Here is a 19,062-nt window from a genome sequence, read left to right on the forward strand (position 1 = left end):
GGTCTTTTGAAGTCGAGACCGCCGCCAATCTCTCCGACCACTTCGGCTCCAGGATAGAGGTTAACCAGTCTTGCAATCTGTCTCTCCAAGTCTGGCTTCTGCCCTCGGCTGCTAACTCGGGCATACAAAACGACTCGTTTGGCTTTCTTTGGCGTTCTGATGTAACTGTCGAGGTCATACCTTCTTGCCCTACCAGATGGCGTACGTATTGCTTTGATCCAACCTTTCTGCTCCCATCGCCTCAAAGTGTGGAGACACACCCCGAAATAGTCGGCCGCTTCTCTCGGTTTCACATACCTAGCCATACCAAGCAGTCATGCTGAACATGCTATACATTATTTCCAGTATAGTCCAGCGTATCATTGACTAGAGCCTTGCTCTGCCCCGCCTCAGACTGAGGTTCTAGCACCGAAGGGTAGTGCGCTACACTCGCCGAGATTGGGTTTTGAGTGTAGGATCCCTGCCCAAAAGTTGCTGCGGCTGCTATGACTAGGGCAGTGGGTGGTGAGGGATCGTGATGAAGACTTCACAGCTTGCAAAAGGATGCCTGCTGATCGATTGTCGGGGCTTTGATGAAAAGACGATAAACCTGTTTTTGGCACCTGGGCCCGATCCCTATCGGGAAACAGAAGAATTTCTCCTGGACTGCGAGATGCGGGCAGATGAGCTGCCCCGTTATCTGCGGCGGGCCTTGCTGGAGTTTCAGTTGTATTCCAATTCGGAAGGGATCCTGCTGCTGCGGGGCTTGCCCGTGGATCCCGGACTAGACCATACCCGCACACCGGCTCTGGCGCAGCGCTCTGAGGAGAAAACCACTTTTGTCAGCGAACGCTGCTTGGCGATGATCGGCAGCCGCTTGGGGCATTTGGTCTCCTACATCCAAGAAAAAAACGGGGATTTGTTTCAAAACTTGGTGCCTACTCCCGACAGCGAAGAGGTGCAATCTTCCGAGGGATCCCGCACTTGGCTACAGTTTCACCGCGAGACGGTTTTTCATCCCCACTCACCGGAGTTTTTGCTGCTGTTTTGCCTGCGCCCCGACCATGATCGTGTGGCGGAAACCACCTACGCCAGCATCCGTCATGTCCTGCCTCTGCTAGGAGAGCGAGAGCGGGAGCTGCTGTTTGAACCCCTGTATCGCACCGGCATCGACTACTCCTTCGGCAACCGGCAAGCCCTGATCAATGGACCCATTTTGCCGGTGCTGTATGGCCGTCGAGAGGATCCCTTCTGGAACTACGACGAAGACCTGATGGTGGGGCTCACCCCCGAAGCCAGTCTGGCTCTAGAAGCCCTGAGGAAGGGAATCCACGCTGTCTACCGAGGCATCAAGCTGGAAACAGGGGATCTGCTCTGTATTGACAATCGCCGCACCGTTCACGGACGGACTGCCTTCTCTCCCCGCTACGATGGCTTCGACCGCTGGATCCAGCGCTCATTTGTGGTGCGGGATCTCGGCCTTTCGGCAGGGGATCGCCATCCCGGTGAGCGCATCATTCGCACCGCCTTCGCAACAGATGATGAGGCCCAAGCTGCCCTCAATGGGGAGCAGGTCTGTCTCAGAAGATCCTGAGAAGTTCGCAGACTTCAGCGCCATCCATAGCTCAAGTCCGTAAAAGTACTATTGGCGATTTCCCCGAAAGGGTTTGGATGAGTCGCCCCAGATTCTGATGTCAAAATACGTGATCCTCACGATGGCTATCGCAGAGCGTTTCCAGCATTCTAGGCTTGTGAGCCAAAGCCATCAATTCTTCTCACGATTGCGAGGTTAAGATGAGCATTCGCCAGATCATCGATGAGGTTTTACAATCTTCGGTTTTAACTCTGCAGCAGGAGTCCAGCATTAACCAAATCCTCTGGGAAAAAAACTATGATCTATCTGATCTAGAGGCTTTAGATAAGCTGGTGGAAGCCATTTTGCGCCAAGAGGTAAGGGCTGCTTCCGATCCCTGCTAGAAACCTAGCCTTGCTTGCAAACGACGGCAGATCTTGCTCAAAACTTACACACTTACACAACGCACAACTGAGAGCAATTGTGCATGCTCCTAGCATGAGTCGGGATGAGATTCCAATCTCTCGACAATTTCCCGGATTAAATGCTCATCAGAGCGATTGATCTCGGGGTGGAAAGGCGCCTGTTTTAAGTAGCGCTTGAGATCCTGGCAGGCTTGCTGCCAACGGCCCAACTGATAATACAACAGCCCGCGATCCCTTAGGTGGGGCAAGGATTCAGGGATCAACAACAAGATCCGTTCCGCTGCTGCCAAAGCGGGTTCCAGTTCGGCGCGGCTCAGATAAATTTGCTTGAGGTTGTTGAGCAAGCGTACCAAGATCAGGCGGGGAGGGGTGGGGCGTAGGTGGTGTTCTTGGAAAGGGATCCCAGGCCCGTAGATTTGCGACAAAAGCTCTTGACAATCTTCTGGAAATAAAATCTCCCCCTGCTGAAAGGGATCCACAAAAATCTCGGCGCCTGCAAACAGGGGCCGGATTAAAAAGTGGCCGGGCATGCCCACTCCTGCCATGGGAAAATCGATCCGCCGCGCCAGCTCTAGATAGATCAGCGACAGCGTAATCGGGATCCCGGTGCGCCGATCGATCACTTCGTTCAAAAAGCTGTTGCGTGGGTCGTAATAATCTTCGCGATTGCCACGAAAGCCCAGATCCTCAAAGAGATAGTGATTCAAGATCTTGATGACCCGCAGGGGATAACGCTCCGGGGGAAGGCGCTCTTGCACCTCTGCGGCCATCTCATCCAGAGCGGCCACATACTCTTCCACCTCCAGATCGGGATAGGCTTCTTGGGCAATCCAGAGGGCCGCCCGACCCAGATCGATGGGCTCCGATTGGATTTCAAGGGCAAAGCGTTGACGGGCAGCAGGAATGCTCATGAAATGTTAAAGTTAAATATTAAATATTGAGGTTCTTTGCAAGGATCTCGGTTAGAACAGCAGCGTGCAAAAGCTGGTCAACAGCAAGGTCACCGCCGTCAGGAGCAGGCTAAAGCTCCAAAGCCGCAAAGCGGCAAGCAGCAGGATCCCGATCACCCAAATCAGCAGAGCATTCCAATAGGGTCGGTTGGGGGCTTTGGACACATTAATTTTCTGGAAGAAGGGCAGCAGGATGAACGATACATCCAACAACAGGCGCGGCAGCCGCAAATTGTCCGGCAGCGGCAGATCTCGCACCGCCAAATAAAGCAGCCCCCAGCTCAACAAAAGCGGGATTAGGAGCAGATAGTTGGATTCGGCCAGCAGGGGTCGATCCACCACCAGCGGAAACAGAGGGCTGATCCCCCAGAGCAGATAGAGGTAAAAGTTGAAGTTCAGCAGCGGCTGCAGCAGAGGGGGCACCTTGAAGCGTTGACCTTGGGATCCGATCCCGTTTACCTGAGCTGCGATTTTCTGGCCCAGGGATCCACCTTTTTGAGGGGTTTGCGCTGCCGGAGCCACCCGCCAACCGCAGTGGTCACAGTAGGGAGATTTGAACCGGTAGGCTGGGATCGGCTTGCCACAGGAAGGGCAACGTTGGATCGGACGAGGTTGAGAACTGGAAGCCATGACCACCCCGCGGTACTTCTGCCTTAGCATGCCCCAATGGCTCTCAGTTTACTCCCAGGGCAAATGACAGTGTGATACAGGCTGCTCCCAAAGCTGCGCCGGCCATGACCTGAACGGGAGTGTGCCCCAGCAATTCTTTCAGGTAGGGTTCTGGAAAACGGTCGGCGCCCTTTTCTTCAAACCATTCTTCCAGGAGGCGATTCAGCACCTGCGCCTGTTTTCCGGCGGCTTGGCGGATCCCCGCGGCATCGTACATCACCACCAAAGCAAAAACCACCGTCGCGGCAAACAGCAGGCTGTCCCAGCCTTCCTGCATCCCCACCCCAATGGACAAAGCCGTCACCAACGCTGCGTGGGAGCTGGGCATTCCCCCGGTTTCCACCAAGACTCGCAGGTTAACCTTGCCTGACCGCACATAGGAAAGGATCAGCTTGATGGCTTGGGCCAACACACTGGCCAGCAAAGCAACCCAGAGGACATGATTGGCCATCAACTGTTGCAGCATACGGCTCTCCAGCACAGACATGCGAGCAGGGTCTCCAGGGATCCCATCTGATCTTGTCCCCTTGTCCTGTCCTAATGCTGACGGCGAGTGATGAAATCTGCCAGGGCCGACAGCGGCTCTGCCCGCGATCCATAGGGGCGCAACGCTTCCTTGGCCGATTGAATCAGCTCCTCGGCTTTTTGCCGGGAGGCCTCTAGGCCCAACAAGCTGGGATAGGTGGCTTTGGCGGCAGCTTGATCCTTGCCTGCCGTTTTGCCCAGTTGCTCGCTGGTGGCGGTGATGTCCAAAATGTCGTCCACAATCTGAAAGGCCAAGCCAATATCGCGGGCGTAGCGGCTCAGGCGGTCCAGCAGCTCCTCATCTCCCCCCGCCAGGATCCCTCCCGAAACCACCGAGACCTCCAGCAGAGCGCCGGTTTTGTGGCTGTGAATGTACTCCAGAGTTTCCAGGGAAATGGCTTTGCCCTCCGACTCCAGATCCACCACCTGCCCCCCCACCAAACCGGTTGCCGCCACAGCATGGCCAATGCGGGCGATCACCTGTAACACCAACTGCGGCGGTACCCCCTGAGTTTGGCTGGCAATGTGCTCAAAGGCAAAGGCCAGCAGGGCATCTCCTGCCAAGATGGCAATGTCTTCGCCGAACACCTTGTGGTTGGTGGGTTTGCCGCGGCGAAAGTCGTCATTGTCCATGGCCGGCAGATCGTCATGGATCAGCGACATGGTGTGGATCATTTCCAGGGCACAGGCGGTAGGCAGAGCCTGCTCCACAGTGCCGCCGGCCAACTCGCAAGCAGCCAGACAGAGGATGGGCCTGAGGCGCTTCCCCCCTGCCAATAGGCTGTAGCGCATCGCCTCGTAAATGCGCTCCGGATAGGCGGGAACCAAAGCTGCAGAGAGAGCTTCTTCCACCTGTTGCTGACGCTGGCTCAGGTAGGCTTTCAGGTTAAAGGTTTGGGCAACCAAGCAGGGTTTCCTCTCAACTCGGCAATGGGGGGATCCTTGTCGAGCCGTTCTTCAACAGACTTGTCAGGTGTCATTATCTCATGTCCACTTTAATTGGGGATCCCAGCCCAGAGGCCAAAAGGGTAAGAAGTAACAGCAAGTTGCAGCCGATGAAGAAACTGCAGGGATCCTGAGCCGCCAACTTGCGGTTGCTGTCGCCACAATGTCAGGATTCATAAGGATCTTTAGCCGGATTGCCCTCCTATGTCCCACTCGCCTGTTCAGCTCAGCGCCACCTCCTCCACCGCCAGCGGTGCGGAGCACTTGGGTGACCGTTTGCTGCGGGCGGCCCGAGGGGAAGTGCTGGATCGCCCTCCAGTTTGGATGATGCGCCAGGCGGGTCGCTACATGGCGGCCTACCGCGAGCTGCAAAGCAAGTACACCTTTAAGCAGCGCTGCGAGATCCCGGAGCTGGCCGTCGAGATCTCGTTGCAACCGTTTCGGGCCTTTGCCCCTGATGGGGTGATCCTGTTCAGCGATATCCTCACCCCCCTTGAGGGCATGGGCATCCCCTTTGAGCTGGTGGAGCATCAGGGGCCGATCATCGACCCGCCGATTCGTTCCCAAGCCCAAATTGAGCGCATTCGCCTCCTGGAACCGGAAGAAAGTCTGCCTTTCATCAAGACCATTCTCAGCACCCTGCGCCGCGAGGTGGAAGGAAAAGCGACGCTGCTGGGATTTGTCGGCTCCCCCTGGACTCTGGCCTGCTATGCCGTGGAAGGGCGCAGCTCCAAAGATTATGCCCACATCAAAAGCTTGGCCTTTACACAGCCGCCATTGCTGCATCAGTTGCTGAGCAAGCTGGCCGACAGCATTGCCCGCTACGTGATCTACCAGATCGAGGGCGGTGCCCAGGTGGTGCAGTTGTTCGATACTTGGGCCGGCCAGCTCAGCCCAGCCGATTACGAGTGTTGGGCCTTGCCCTACCAAAAGCAAATTGTGGATCAGGTGAAAGCTCGCTATCCGCAGGTGCCACTGATCCTCTACATCAACGGCAGCGCCGCTTTGCTGGAGCGGGTGGGCAAAGCCGGCATCGACGTGTTCAGCCTCGATTGGATGAGCGATATGGCAGAGGCCAGGGCCCGCCTGGGATCCCTGGCGGTGCAGGGCAATCTGGATCCAATGGTGTTGCTGGGATCCCCGGAGTTCATCCGGCAGCGCACCCTAGAGGTGATTCGAAAAGCCGGATCCCGTGGACACATCATGAACTTGGGCCATGGCATCCACCCAAGCACTCCAGAGGCCAATGTCCATCACTTTTTCGAGACGGTGCGCCAGTCGGCAGAGCTGATACATTTACGCTGAACACTGCTGAACATCACTGTTCAACTATGCAGCGATAGCATTCTGTTTGTTTCCATTCGCGTTAGCGGGACGGAGTCCAAACAGAATGGCGGTATCCCGCAAAGCTTTGAGTAGAATACCCAAAGCGCAGTTTCCGTGTCGTCTTACTACCAATTTTCTGCTTTGCTTTGGCTACCATGTTGGCAGACTCGAAAGTAAACAGAAAGATCAACTGGTAGTAATCCGTACTGAACATATTATACATTATTTTCAGTATAGTTGAGCTTATTATTGACTAGAGTCATGCTCCTAAAAGCCCTCTAGCCTAACAGGCAGCGCGAACCCCTCCTCCCTGAAGCGTTTTGCTCAACTTTTGCTCTAAGGTTGCACGGCCATCTCCAGGGATCCCCGGTGTACATCAGCGTCATCATTCCCACCTACAACCGCCGTCCCATTTTGGAGCAGTGTCTGCGGGCCTTGGCGCAGCAACAGCCCGGCCCCTACGAGGGCTACGAGGTGGTGGTGGTGGACGATGGCTCCACCGATGGCACAGTGGAATGGCTGCAGAACAACCCCATCGGCTTGCCCCAGTGGAAACTGTTGCAGCAGGAGCACCGCGGCCCCGCCGCTGCCCGCAACCTGGGGTTTCGCCACGCCCAGGGATCCCTCATCGTCTTTATCGACAGCGACCTGGTGGTGGTGGATCACTTCTTGGCCAGCCACGCCCAGATGCTGCGGCGGCACGGCGTTACAGGGGATCCCCGCTCCCCCCACGAGGCCAAGGTCTTCACCTACGGGCGGGTGATCAACACGAGCAATTTTCAGGATCCCCGCTCCGAACCCTTCAAGCCCACCGATTTTTCGGCAGCCTTTTTCGCCACCGGCAACGTGGCCATTGCCCGCCATTGGTTGGAGCTGGCCTGCGAAACCCCCGCCGGCCCCTTTGACGAGCGGTTTCACCTCTACGGCTGGGAAGACCTGGAGCTGGGGGTGCGGCTAAAACGTTTGGGCCTGCGCCTGGTCAAGTGCCCCCAGGCCACCGGCTACCACTGGCATCCACCCTTTGAGCTGCAGCAGATCCCAGGATTGATTGAGCGGGAACGGCAGCGGGGCCGCATGGGTATTCTCTTTTACCAAAAACACCCCACCTGGGCCGTGCGCCTGATGATCCAACTGACGCCCCTGCACCAATTCCTGTGGGGCCTTTTATCCCTGGGGGGCTGGCTGAACGAGAAGCGGGTGGAACCGCTGCTGCGCTGGTTGATCCGGCATGGCCGCTCGCAGTTGGCTCTGGAGCTGTGCCGGATTTTTTTCCTCAACTGGTACAACGTGCAGGCCGTTTACGAAAGCTACAGAGCGATGAAAGCGCGAAACAAGGGGATCCACTCGGCTTGAGCTGCCACCAGGGCGGGGTAAGTGAGTCGGCCATAATCCTTGCCGGGAATGAGAGGCTGGCCGGGATCCGGATCGGCACAGCTCAGGGGTTCCCAAACGGCGCCGGCCCCCTTGACAATGGCCCACACTGCCGCCACATCCCAGATCTTGGGCGAGCGTTCTACCGCCCCCAAAAGGCTGCCACCGGCCACCGCCAGCAGGTTGTAGGCAGCACCCCCCAACATCCGCGCTTTGCAAGGGAATTGCGGGCTAATCCAATGGCTGCTGCGGGAACAGAAATTGAACAATTGGTTGGGGCCGGGTGAGGCGGTGCTAGGACGGATCGGCTGGGGACAGGCGGGATCCCGGTCGTGGCGGGTGAGAAAAGCTCCTGCTGCTGCATCCCCAGGAAACCGAGGCCAATAACCGTAAAAAGTCTGGCGGATGGGCGGCAGATGGACACAGCCAAACACCGGCACGCCCCAATGCAGCAAAGCCAAGGAGCTGCCCCAAATGGGGATCCCACGGGCAAAATTGGTGGTGCCATCCAAAGGATCCACTACCCAACACCACTCCTTCTCGGGAAAAATGTGGTTGGATTCCTCGCTCAGATAACCGTGATCGGGGTAGGCAGCGGCAATGGCCCCTTGAAAAGCGCGATCCGCCCACTGGTCAGAAGAGGTTACCAAGCTGCCGTCGGCTTTTAAGGACTCCGTCCCGCTGGCGCGAACCGTAGGGTGGGCCTGGCCAAAGTCTGCCAAGAGCTGGGATCCCACGCTGGCCGTAGCCTGCAAGGCAAACTCGGTAACCTCCAGCCAGAAAGGGGATAGAGCAGCAGTTGCAGAAGGAGCACTCATGCCCCAATCCTAGCGGGATCCCTGGCTTTTGGGGTGGAAAAGGGGTCGCAATGGCAGCGGATCCCTCACCAGCAGGTTTTAAGCCCCTAAGCTGACTAGAATCATAGGTAAACTCCCCAGCTGGCCACCCTCCTCCATGAACCAGCGCCTGATTGGACAACTGATTGGCAACCGCTACCGGCTGACCCGCCACATCAGCGAGGGTGGCTACGGCAATGTGTTCGAGGCGGTGGATACCCAGCTCAATGACGAGCTGGTGGCCGTCAAGTTGTTGCGCCCGCCGCCACCGGACATGGGCCCAGAGTACTACCAGCAACTGCAGCAACGCTTCATGGATGAGGCCAGGGTCAGCGCTCTGTTGGGCGAGCACCCCAACATCGTGCAGGTGCGCTCTTACGGCCTGTACCAAAACCAGCCCTATCTGGTGATGGAGTACCTGAATGCCAAACCCTACAGCGGCCAGGGGTTGGACTATGTGCTGGCTCGGGAAGGCCCCTTGCACCCAGAGCGAGTGGTGAACTTGGCTCTGCAAATTTGCTCTGCCCTGCACCACGCCCACAACTTTCAGATGGATCTGGGCAAGCACTCCATTCGCGGCGTCATCCACCGCGACATTAAACCCAGCAACATCTTTGTGCAGAAAGGGCCCGATGGGAAAGAGCGGGTCAAGATCCTGGACTTCGGCATTTCCAAGCTCATGGGGGAGACCTCTCGTGGCCTGACGCAGACGGGCTATTTTTTGGGTACGATGGTCTATGCCTCGCCCGAGCAAATGCGCGGAGAAAAGCTGGATGGCCGCTCCGACATCTATTCCCTGGGGGTGGTGCTGTACGAGCTGTTAACTGGTGCGTTGCCCTTCGAGCCGGATACCGACACCTTGCAAGGCTGGTACCACGTCCACAACTTTCAAAAGCCCCGCCCCTTCCAAGACCACAAGCTAGCCCACCCCATCCCCGCTGCCCTGGAGAAGGTTGTCCTCCAGTGCCTAGAGAAAGACCCTGCCCTCCGCCCGGCCAACATGGAAGGGCTCAGCCAGCAGCTACAGGCTGTCTATGGAAACAAGGTTGCCCCTCCTGCCCCGTTCGTTCCCTCAAGTTCATCTCCTGCATCTCCAGGTGTTCGTCCCCAGCGGATCCCGACCGGATTTGGCCAGCCGACTTCCCAACAGCCCCGAACTGCCCCAGTTGAGGAAGAAAAGCTCCAGCAGGCGGTCAGTCTGATCGAGGCAGGCGAGTACAAGATGGCCGTCCATCTGCTCAATGAGCTGATCCAGAGCGCCCCCAACGAAGCCCGCTACTATCTCTACCGCGGCCTGGCCCACCAACGGCAGGGACATTGGGGCCTTGCCCAGATGGATTATCAAGGGGTGCTGCGGCTGGAGCCGGGTAACCCTTCAGCGGAACAGGGGCTGCGCGAGGTGGAACAGAAGGTTGGGCAGGAACATGTCAACAGCAAGTCCGGCTCTCATCTGTTGGATGCACCCCTGAATGCACCCCGCCTGGGCAAAGAGTCGGCGTTGAGTTGGCTCTTGGCCAATTTGGGGGCGGCTGGGATCGGCTACCTGGGGCTGGGGGCATCAGCGCCTCTGCTGGCGGCTTTGGGATCACTACAAGAAGCGGTGGCTGGAGCCGGCCTTGGCTTGCTGATGGGGCTGCTGCAGTGGCTGGTGTTGCGGCGGCAGGTTTCGGTGGGATGGGTGGCTGCAACTTTGCTGGCCACGGCTTTGGGCTGGGCGGCGGCGGATTTCCTCGCTCCCCAGGTGGGGGTAGCAACCTCTGCTTTTAACCCGACGGATCCCTGGCTCCAAAATGTCTTGCAGGCAATGGGAGATGCGCTGCGCGGTTTGCTGGTGGGGGTCGGCGTTGGTGGGCTGCAATGGGCCTTGTGGTCTCAGCGCTGGAAAGGTAGCCGGGCTTGGATCTTGGCGGCAGTTGCCGAAGGGGCAGGATCGGCTCTGTTGATGGGTTGGCTGCTGGACAATACTACCTTGAACAGTTGGCTGCTGCTGATCGTGGGGCTACTGGCCAACACGCGCCCCCTTAGCGCAATGGTGCTTTTGAATTTGCGCCGGATCCCTCCTGTTCAAAGTCAACAACAAGCCCCTTAGCCCACAGGGATCCCATCTGAGTTCTCTCTCTCAAGAAGAGGGAAAGACAGGAATCAAAACCGCTCATTATTTTTCTCACGATTTTTCTCACGGTTACCGGGGAGCGCCGTGAGATCCCCAGCTCAGAGCTACGCGACTGGTTGTAGGGAGTAGGGTCGTTTGAGCTACTGAGAAAAGCCCTATGGCCCTGTGCATGCAACGTTTTGGGTGTGGGCCACTGTCCTGGCCTAAATTTCAAGAGGGCAAGGATGCACGCTATAGAGGAACTTTCTAGCGGAGCTATTGCACCGGCTAGTGTCTCATTGCCATTTGAATTGACTATAAGTGCTGCTGCAAAACCAGGAACCAGAATCCTCGCCCGGCGAGTATGTTATGACTGTAAACTACCCGACTCCGACCGCTAAGCGGTACGGGGCGGGCTTTCGGTAGCCCTGCAGTTGGCAAGCCAACCACGGACCTCTAGGCTGGTTTACGGCAGCCCCAAGTTTGGCAATCATGTTGGCCCCATTCCAGTCCGCATCCCCTTCCCATCCACAGTGCCCACACTTAAACTGCTTCCCACTGCGATAGGATTGCGCAGGGTCGGGATGGATGTGCAAACACTTGTGACAGGTCTGCGACGTGTAGGCAGGCGGAACAAGAACCAGAGAAACCCCTGCAACTCTCGCCTTGTATTCCAGAAACTGCCTCAGTTGGTAGAACGCCCAACTGTTGGTTCTGCGCCGTTCGGCCTTGTTGCGCGGCTGTTGATTGACTCTTTCCCGGATCCCTGTCAAGTCTTCCAGAGCAATAGCGCTGTTTGTGGTCTTTGCCCTAGAGACAATAGCTTTGGAGATGCGATGATTGACCCACGCCTGAAAACGTCTCTCCTTGCCAGACAGCCGTTGCAACAGTTCTCTGCATCTGCGCCGCGAACTGCGTGTGCCCTTACTGGCTTTGCGTTGGAGTGCCGCCCTCAGCTTGGAGTAGTGGTCGCGGACTTGGTTCAACTGCTGTCCATTCCAGTTGTCCCCCTCTGACGTATGGGCAATATCTGTCCTTCCCAAGTCCACCCCGATCACCTTGTCGGTATCTTGTTGCTTGGGTGGCTTTTTCTCTACGCAAATCTGGATGTAGTAGGAGCCATCTTTGCGCTTGACCAGGGTGGCAGCTTTTGGGTTGGAACCAGCCAGCATCCCACGCTGGTAGTTGCCAATGGCCAGTTCAAAGCGTTCTCTCCCTTCAACCGTGGTCAGCGACACCGTCCAGTCTTTCTCGCGAAATGAGAAGATACGTGCATCGTAGGTAACGAACCTACGCTTGAACTCTTTAACCGGACGGTTGGGCTGTCTCGCCACTTTGCGAGCGCCTGCCACCCGTCTGCACACCTGTTGAGCCAAGTTACTGGACAAGCCGAACCGGGCACGGATTTCGCGGTAGCACAGAGACTGGAGCTTAACGGCGTTGGCGACTTTCTCGGGTGTGTTTTGGTTGACCCAGTTCAAGGCTTGGCCAAAAGCCTCCATCGTCGCGTCCAATTTGGCGGCTTGCGACTGGGATGCCTTGAGCTTACAGGAGACGGTCAGGACTTGGGTCATGGTTCTATTGTGACTTCCGCATTCCTCCCGGCACTGACCCTACGGGTACAGTGCGGGGCTCCTGCGCTAGTAAGCTGAGCTGGAAGCTGTTTTCGAGTAAAACTCACGCATTTCTGTAAACCACTCCAATCGCGAGGGATCCCAGGTGTAGAACATGTGTCCGCCGCGATAATGACGTAGGGTGAGGTTGGCCTTCAACCGCGGATCCAACTTCATCAAATCCACCAAGTGATTCGAGGCAAAGTAGGGAGTGACCAGGTCGTAAAAACCATGATGAATGCTCACCCGCATGTGGGGGTTGAGGGCCATGCTGCTGCGCAGCTCGTCCATTGCCCCGATGAATCCTTGCTTCAACTCTCCTTTTGGGGTGAACCGCCAGGACTTGAACACCTCCAGGTTCAGTAGGTGATAGGTCAACTCCGTTTCCACCTGCAAGGTCTCTCGCAAGTGGCTGTTGATGGCTGCCGTGAACAGGCGATCGATCCCATCCAAGGTGGGATCGGATCCCTCGAAGGTAGGCCGATCCGGAAAGGGATCCACCGTGGTTACAGAAGCATCGTAGAGCCCCAGCACCAGTCGCTGCGACCGCAACAGCTCGCGGGCAAAACTGGCGATATCGATCCGCCCGCCTTTGTGGGCCACATACTCTGGAGATAAGCCGATCCCTGCCGCCATCTCCTGATACACCGCTTGCCGTTCTGCCTCTGGCATCGCCTCTCCCATAGCCAAGAGGGGCAGCAGACGTTGCCGGGCAAAGCGTTCTGCTTTGGGCAGCAGGATCTGCAAATCCTCCCCCCAGCCACACCGTCCATGATGAGCTGCTGTAGCTACGTAGGAAGGGAAAAGCGTTGCCCAAGTGCTGAGGTTGTAATCGTTGGTCTCCAGCAACCCAAACTCAAGTGCAGGCGAGATGAGAATGGCCCCCGACAGGCCCACGCCAAACTTGGATTGCAGCTCCTTGGCCAGCCGCGCCACCCGAAACCCACCGTAACTCTCGCCGGCAATGAAAATGGGGGAGAGCCAGCGTTTGTATCGGGAAAGAAAGCCCTGAATGAATTCTCCCAAGGATTGCAAATCCCGCTCCACATCCCAGAAGGGCGATTCCTTAGGAGGCTCCTCCGCCTTAGCATCCGGCTGAGGGGGCTTGGATGCCGGATCGGATTTCTCCCGGGAATCTTTGGGGTCTTGAGAATCCTTGGGCAGGGCGCGGCTGAACCCCGTCCCCACCGGATCGACAAAGACCAGGTCGGAAAAGGGCAACCAACTTTCGGCATTGTCCACCAGCCGCACCGGGGAGGGGGGCAAACTGCCGTTGGGCCCGAAGCCAATCCGTTTGGGCCCCAGCGCTCCCATGTGCAGGTAGGCAGAAGCTGCCCCAGGCCCACCGTTGAACACAAAAGTGAGAGGGCGGTGCTGGGCAGCAGAGTCTTGCTTCAGATAGGCGACGTGAAAGATCTCGGCCACCGGTTTTTCCCGCTGGAAAAGGGTCTGCCAACCGGCCAGCGCTCTGTAGGTAAAGCTCTCCTCTCCAGCCGTAAACCTGTGCTCGGTGGAGGAGAGGGGGGAAGTGGGCTTAGATTCAGTAGCCATGAAATGAAAACAGGGATCGGCAACTTGATCCCCAGTGAATCACAAGTCGCCGACCATCAACACCTCCAAATGGAACCTCACAGCGTCAGCGGAGCTTCCAAGGTCAGATTGAAAGATTGGCCGGGGCGCAGCACCACCACCTGGGGAGCGGTAACATTGCCCACCACCACTCCGGTCACGGCGCCTCCTAAGACATTGCCCACCGAGACTCTGCCCGTGATGGCCCCCAAAATGGCCCCTGCGGCTGCCCCAATGGCTGCATCCTGAGCGATGGCCTCAGCCGAATACTGACGGGGATCCTTTTCGTCGTGGAGGATGTTGGAGGAAGCCCGCAGGCTGTAGGTACGACCGCCGAGAACAATGGAAGTGCCGACAAAGCGGGATCCGCCCGGTGCAGGTTCCATCTGTCCAAAAATGCGGCTACCCGCCGGGATCACCAAGCGCCCCTGGCTGTCAAAAATGTTCTGAGTAACGGCCACTTCCAGGGGATAGACGGTGTCGGGATAAAAGTATTGCGGCCCTTCGCTACTCAGGCTGCCGACCGGGATAATCGTCCCCTGCTCAAGGCGGTAGGCACCCAATTCAAAAAGCGGCTGAGCCGAACTGGGCAAGGGGGCCAACGAAGGGATCCCGGCCAGGCCAATAAGGGCTGCTGTTAAGATAGCTTTCATGAGTAGAGTCTCCAATGCTTCTCCAATCCAAGTTCTGCGGAGTTCTGAGCAGTTGCCTGAAGCTGTTCCAGGTCAATTTGCTTCCTTGTCTCAACTTCTCTCCGCTTCTAGGTTACCGAATCCTTCCTGAAGCTTGTTTTCCCCCACAAGTCGATTTGTCTTCAACTGTTGGCAGTTTGGGTGGCCATCTTGCAGCACAACTTCTCTCAGAAATGCTGGAAGGCTTGTTGACGGCTGAGGGCCTGCCCGTCCTTCAGCCAGACGGTTCCCTGCGGATCCCAGCCTGTCACTTCTCCAATCCAAACGGCCCCCGGCAATTCTTCCAACAGGTGCTTGGCCACCGACACCTCGGCACTGAGGAGCAGCTCAAAATCTTCGCCCCCATAAAGCGCCCACTCCCAGGCTTGGGCCGGGAAAGCCTGCCGCAAAGCTTCTGAAATCGGGATCCGCTCCACGGCAATCCTTGCCTCCACCCCACTGGCCTGACACACCTGCACCAGGGCATCTGCCAAACCGTCGCTGGTATCCATACCGGCAACGCGCAAGGGATCCGGGATCCCTTCCAAGAGGGGCACCAGATCCAGGCGCGGGCGTGGGTATTGGTGAGCCCTGATCAACTGCTCGCGCTCGGCCGCCGTAGCTGAGGATCCCTGTTCAGGATGGAGAAGCAGTTCCAAGCCTGCCCGCGCATCTCCGTGCGGCCCTGTCACCACCAGCCAATCGCCGGGTTGAGCCCGTCTGCGCTGAATGGCCCGCCCCGGCTGCACCGATCCCAGGGCCGTGATTGCCACAAATCGATGCGGCGACCGACACAGATCCCCTCCCACCAGGTGACATCCCCAGCGGGCGCAACAGGCTTGCATCCCTTGATAAAGCTCCTCCACCCAAGCGACCGGCGTGGAGCCCGGCAAGCCCAAGCCCACCACCAACGCCTGCGGACGGGATCCCATCGCGGCCAGATCCGACAGATTGGCGGCCACCGCGCGCCAGCCCACCGCATGGGCCGGGGTCGTCAGATCGCTGAAGTGAACTCCCTCCACCAACACATCGGTTGTCACCACCAACTGCCCCTCCGGAGCAGCTAACACCGCCGCATCGTCTCCCACCACCTGGGCCGGACAGTAGCGCTGCACGATCTGCAGCAGCCCTGCCTCCCCAATTGCTGAGATGGGTAGGGGGGAAGGATCGCCGTTTTGTGGAGAAGCACTGTCAGGAAGACCGGAGAACAAGACAGACCTCTGAGGGTAGCGAGGATAACACAGCTGCAAGATCTGGTGGATGCTGGAGTCTTGTTGGATATTTCCAAGGATCCCGCCTGCACGCCACAGGCAAGCTGGAGAATTCTACCCCGCCGTCCGCTGTCCAATCAGGGCATAGAAGGGATCCCCGCCTCCGCCTGCCCAAAAGCCCAGCCAACCCATAGGGGCAGGCCGCTGGATCACTTTCACCACCTCAAACCCCGGCACCGACTCAAAATAGCGCCTGACCAACTCCACCCGCCCCGCCTCAGAGTTGTCCCGCCAAGCCTGGATCGCCTTCTGGAAAAACATGCGATTGGAGAAGCTGACGATGAACAGGCCCTGGGGCTTTAGGATGCGATACACCTCGGCAAACACCTGCTCCGGCTGCTGCAGATACTGCACCGAGACCGTGTTTAGCACCGCGTCGAAGGATTGATCAGGGAAGGGCAGACTTGGGTTTTGGTTCAAGTTTTGGATGAAGAAGTGATCCAGCCGGGGGTTGGCCGCCAGTTCCTCAGGGTTCATCCCATGCCCCTCCACATGGGCAAACTCCATCTCAGGCGGCAAATGGGAGACCCAACTGCTCATCAGATCGAGAATGCGGGTCTGGGGCCGCAAATGCTCGCGGTATAGATCGGTGAGCTGGCCGATGAAGCCAGAATCCACATGAGTCACGAAGCGAGGATAGCTGTAAAAGAGGGCATCGTCGCTGGGATCCAACTTGGAGCGCTGCCAATCCTTGAGCACCACCATGGCCAAACGGTTGCAAATCTTAATCAAAGCTAACATTTTGGAAGCTTCGGAAAAGGGGTGGGCGTGATACCTTAGCAGAGCAGCAGTGGCCATTTCGCGAAGGACTCTTTGCCGTGATGTCTGTGTCTCACCCCTCTTCAGCGGCTCCTTCTTCTTCTGGGTCTAACTTTGGCCTGCGGGAGTACGTAACCGAACTGCAGCTCCACATGGCTCTGCAGGCTCGCAGCCTTACTCCTTCTCTCAGCGTTTCCCCAGCCCAGGACAGCCCCCTGGCTCTGGTGCAGCGGGCACAGGCGGCTATGGAGAAGTCCGTTTCCCGCCAGTGGCTTTGAGCGGCACAGCCTGGACAGAGATGCTCAGGCCAAGCTTTTGCGCAACACCCCCTGCACCAGTAGAACCGACACCCCCACAAACCCCGTCAAAAGGCCCAGGGATCCCGCCAGGGTGAGATCGCCCCAGGGAGCCTGCAGCACCACATCGGCCCAGCTCCAATGGCTGCTGCGGTAAACATGGCGGATGGGCTCGATGGCAAAGGTGAGGGGGTTGAGGCTGGCCACCCAACGCAGCCAGGTGGGCATAAAGCTCAGGGGAGCCAAGGCCGTGCTGGAAAAGATCAGGGGCAAGTTGACCAAAAAGATGAAAGCCAGCAATTGCTGGTGCCCCGGCATGGCAAAGGCCAAGCCCAAGCTCAGCGCCGTAAAGCCCAAGACCAACAGGCCCACGATCAGGGCCACCACCGCCAAGCCTGGCCCGTCGGGGATCCCGGCCCCAAGGGCGTAATCTGCCCCCACAATCGCCGCCGTCTGTAGCAGCGCCAAGCTGACGATGAACAGGCTAGAGGCGAGAACAATGGAAAAACGAGAGGTGAGGGGAGCCACCAACAGCCGGTTCAAAAAGCCAAATTCTCGGTCGAAAATCACCGGCACCCCAGCATTCAAGGCTCCACCAAAAGCCGTAAACACAATGACTCCCGCCCCCAAAAACTGGGTGTAGTTTTGTCCGGCCCCGAAAATGCCGGCAGGAGCATTCTGAAACAAAGCTCCAAATAGAATCAGCCAGAGCAACGGCTGGATAATGCCAACCAGCAAGGTTGTGGGGCGACGCTGCAGTTGGATAAACAAGCGGCGGGTGAGGGCAAAGGTCTCCTGCCAAAAATCAGCCGTCAGAAGGGGGATCGGGTTGGGTTGAACCGAGGAAGAGGCAGAGTTCATACCAAAGCTCCTGTAGGGTTGCGATCAATCAATCCATTCCAAATCCATCTACCAAATACCTCGATGTGCCTTTGTATAGGGATCAATGGGGCTCGAGCATGAGGTGATGAAGTTACTTTTTCTTTTTGCCCAGATTGGCCTCGGCAGCGGCCAGCTCCGCGTCCATCAGGGTTTGCCCGGTTGCCGCCAAATACACATCATCCAAGCTGGGACGAGACTGGGTGCTGCTGAACACCTCTAGCCCATGAGCCTGCAAGTGGGCGCGAATCTGGCTGAGGGGATCCTCTCCATTCCGCTGCACCACCAGGTTCAGGGCGTTGCCCTGGGCGCTGTTGATCACCACCTTCTGGACAAAGGGCAGGGATCCCAGCAGTTGGGCACCCCGTTGGGCCAGTTCCGCCGGGGCAAATTCCTGCAGCTTGACGGTGATGCGCTCGCCGCCGACGCGGGTTTTCAGCTCCTCGGGGGTTCCCTCGGCGATCACCTTGCCCCGGTCGATGATGGCCACCCGATCCGCCAGCAGGTCGATCTCCTCCAGGTAGTGGCTGCTGAGCACCACTGTGATCCCTGTGTTCTTGAGTTGGCGCAAAAAATCCCAGATGGCCAGCCGACTGGGAATGTCCAGGCCCACCGTGGGCTCGTCCAAGACCAGCACCTGGGGTTGATGGAGCAGTCCTGCCGCCAGATCCAAGCGTTTGCGCAGCCCGCCGGAGTAGGTACCGATGAGTTGGTCGGCGCGGTCGGTCAGCCCCAGCAGTTCCAGGACGGCAACGATTCGCTCTTGAGCCAAGGGGCGAGGCAGGTGGTAGAGGTCGGCCTGCAACTGCAACAATTCTCGCCCGGTCAGCACCTTATCCAAGGCCACCTCTTGGGCGACAAACCCCAGTTTTTCTCGTACCGCTTTGGGGTTTTCGCTGGCCGGGATCCCGTACACCTCTATCCGGCCTGAGTCGGGACGGAGCAAGGTGCAGAGGCAATGCAAAGTGGTGGTCTTGCCCGCTCCATTGGGGCCGAGAATGCCGTAGATCTGGCCGGGTTCCACCTGAAACGAGACGTCCGCCACGGCCACTGTGGATCCGTAGCGCTTTTGAAGTTGCTCTACCAAGACCGCAGGAGTATCTGACATGGGTATCCACATCTCGCTTCCTCTAGGCTATCAAGCCTGTTCGGGAGATGAGGCCAGGGATCGCCACCATTTCTTGCTCGTTGCCGCCAGCCCCCTAGGGATGGTGGGAGGTAAACTACCCGGCTCCGACCGCTAAGCGGTACGGAGCGGGCTTTCAGTAGCCCTGAGCCTGTTCTGCTCTACCAGAGAACAAAACAAGCCCGGA

19 protein-coding genes are annotated in these 19,062 nt (G+C 57.8%); 6 read left to right on the plus strand and 13 right to left on the minus strand.

Annotated features, from left to right (window positions below):
• Positions 1-305 (minus strand): IS607 family transposase (locus ACVWXZ_RS13260; protein ID WP_457404189.1); only part of this gene is annotated, 305 nt, incomplete at its 3' end.
• 212 nt (positions 306-517) lie between these two features.
• On the opposite strand from ACVWXZ_RS13260, the gene ACVWXZ_RS13265 reads away from it, so the two are divergent.
• On the plus strand, positions 518-1,573 hold the full coding sequence (locus tag ACVWXZ_RS13265) for a TauD/TfdA family dioxygenase (RefSeq protein WP_457404190.1): 1,056 nt from the start codon (positions 518-520) through the stop codon (positions 1,571-1,573).
• Between the two features lie 200 nt (positions 1,574-1,773).
• On the plus strand, positions 1,774-1,956 hold the full coding sequence (locus ACVWXZ_RS13270; RefSeq protein WP_414342619.1) for a hypothetical protein: 183 nt from the start codon (positions 1,774-1,776) through the stop codon (positions 1,954-1,956).
• Between the two features lie 89 nt (positions 1,957-2,045).
• Here ACVWXZ_RS13270 and ACVWXZ_RS13275 read toward each other — a convergent pair whose 3' ends face one another.
• The 4 genes from ACVWXZ_RS13275 to crtE are packed head-to-tail and all read right to left on the minus strand — an operon-like array spanning position 2,046 to position 5,027.
• Complete coding sequence (locus tag ACVWXZ_RS13275; protein WP_414350903.1) at positions 2,046-2,888, minus strand: SirB1 family protein; 843 nt, start codon at positions 2,886-2,888, stop codon at positions 2,046-2,048.
• A gap of 51 nt (positions 2,889-2,939) precedes the next feature.
• Positions 2,940-3,587 carry a hypothetical protein gene (locus ACVWXZ_RS13280; RefSeq protein ID WP_457404193.1) on the minus strand — a complete coding sequence of 216 codons (648 nt, stop codon included), beginning with the start codon at positions 3,585-3,587 and terminating at the stop codon, positions 2,940-2,942.
• Between the two features lie 13 nt (positions 3,588-3,600).
• Entirely contained in the window at positions 3,601-4,083 is a 483-nt protein-coding gene (locus ACVWXZ_RS13285) for a divergent PAP2 family protein (RefSeq protein ID WP_414417982.1), read from the minus strand.
• A 50-nt stretch (positions 4,084-4,133) separates the two neighbouring features.
• Positions 4,134-5,027, minus strand: coding sequence for a geranylgeranyl diphosphate synthase CrtE (gene crtE / locus ACVWXZ_RS13290; protein WP_457482619.1), 894 nt, complete (start codon positions 5,025-5,027; stop codon positions 4,134-4,136).
• A gap of 243 nt (positions 5,028-5,270) precedes the next feature.
• Between crtE and hemE the strand changes: the two genes are divergently transcribed.
• Together hemE and ACVWXZ_RS13300 are read left to right on the plus strand one after the other, a co-directional pair.
• A complete protein-coding gene (gene hemE / locus ACVWXZ_RS13295) occupies positions 5,271-6,371 on the plus strand; it encodes a uroporphyrinogen decarboxylase (RefSeq protein ID WP_457404197.1) in 1,101 nt (366 codons plus the stop codon).
• 390 nt (positions 6,372-6,761) lie between these two features.
• On the plus strand, positions 6,762-7,745 hold the full coding sequence (locus tag ACVWXZ_RS13300) for a glycosyltransferase family 2 protein (RefSeq protein ID WP_414351237.1): 984 nt from the start codon (positions 6,762-6,764) through the stop codon (positions 7,743-7,745).
• Here the strand turns inward: ACVWXZ_RS13300 and ACVWXZ_RS13305 are convergent.
• Positions 7,700-8,581, minus strand: a complete 882-nt coding sequence (locus ACVWXZ_RS13305; protein WP_011433458.1) for an inositol monophosphatase family protein — start codon at positions 8,579-8,581, stop codon at positions 7,700-7,702. The genes ACVWXZ_RS13300 and ACVWXZ_RS13305 overlap by 46 nt on opposite strands.
• A gap of 136 nt (positions 8,582-8,717) precedes the next feature.
• Here ACVWXZ_RS13305 and ACVWXZ_RS13310 point away from each other — a divergent pair, with 136 nt between their 5' ends.
• Positions 8,718-10,688, plus strand: coding sequence for a protein kinase domain-containing protein (locus tag ACVWXZ_RS13310; RefSeq protein ID WP_457482620.1), 1,971 nt, complete (start codon positions 8,718-8,720; stop codon positions 10,686-10,688).
• Between the two features lie 383 nt (positions 10,689-11,071).
• On the opposite strand, the gene ACVWXZ_RS13315 is transcribed toward ACVWXZ_RS13310, so the two are convergent.
• The 5 genes from ACVWXZ_RS13315 to ACVWXZ_RS13335 all read right to left on the minus strand — a co-directional run bounded on the left by ACVWXZ_RS13315 (position 11,072) and on the right by ACVWXZ_RS13335 (position 16,520).
• A complete protein-coding gene (locus tag ACVWXZ_RS13315; RefSeq protein ID WP_457482621.1) occupies positions 11,072-12,265 on the minus strand; it encodes an RNA-guided endonuclease InsQ/TnpB family protein in 1,194 nt (397 codons plus the stop codon).
• Between the two features lie 66 nt (positions 12,266-12,331).
• Positions 12,332-13,855 carry a S10 family peptidase gene (locus ACVWXZ_RS13320; RefSeq protein ID WP_457482622.1) on the minus strand — a complete coding sequence of 508 codons (1,524 nt, stop codon included), beginning with the start codon at positions 13,853-13,855 and terminating at the stop codon, positions 12,332-12,334.
• Between the two features lie 77 nt (positions 13,856-13,932).
• Positions 13,933-14,526: a hypothetical protein gene (locus ACVWXZ_RS13325; protein WP_457482623.1), complete on the minus strand. Its 594-nt coding sequence runs from the start codon at positions 14,524-14,526 to the stop codon at positions 13,933-13,935.
• A 206-nt stretch (positions 14,527-14,732) separates the two neighbouring features.
• Positions 14,733-15,755 carry a thiamine-phosphate kinase gene (gene thiL, locus ACVWXZ_RS13330; RefSeq protein ID WP_457482624.1) on the minus strand — a complete coding sequence of 341 codons (1,023 nt, stop codon included), beginning with the start codon at positions 15,753-15,755 and terminating at the stop codon, positions 14,733-14,735.
• 114 nt (positions 15,756-15,869) lie between these two features.
• The gene (locus ACVWXZ_RS13335; RefSeq protein WP_414412519.1) at positions 15,870-16,520 is read right to left on the minus strand and encodes a class I SAM-dependent methyltransferase; all 651 of its coding nucleotides are present in this window, start codon (positions 16,518-16,520) and stop codon (positions 15,870-15,872) included.
• 116 nt (positions 16,521-16,636) lie between these two features.
• On the opposite strand from ACVWXZ_RS13335, the gene ACVWXZ_RS13340 reads away from it, so the two are divergent.
• Positions 16,637-16,852 carry a hypothetical protein gene (locus ACVWXZ_RS13340; RefSeq protein ID WP_011433464.1) on the plus strand — a complete coding sequence of 72 codons (216 nt, stop codon included), beginning with the start codon at positions 16,637-16,639 and terminating at the stop codon, positions 16,850-16,852.
• Between the two features lie 24 nt (positions 16,853-16,876).
• Here ACVWXZ_RS13340 and ACVWXZ_RS13345 read toward each other — a convergent pair whose 3' ends face one another.
• Both ACVWXZ_RS13345 and ACVWXZ_RS13350 read right to left on the minus strand, forming a co-directional pair.
• Positions 16,877-17,731: an ABC transporter permease gene (locus tag ACVWXZ_RS13345; protein WP_457482625.1), complete on the minus strand. Its 855-nt coding sequence runs from the start codon at positions 17,729-17,731 to the stop codon at positions 16,877-16,879.
• Positions 17,732-17,843: 112 nt separating this feature from the next.
• Complete coding sequence (locus ACVWXZ_RS13350) at positions 17,844-18,857, minus strand: ATP-binding cassette domain-containing protein (RefSeq protein ID WP_457404206.1); 1,014 nt, start codon at positions 18,855-18,857, stop codon at positions 17,844-17,846.
• Between the last annotated feature and the right edge of the window lie 205 nt (positions 18,858-19,062).

It is taken from the genome of Thermostichus sp. MS-CIW-38 (assembly GCF_054058415.1).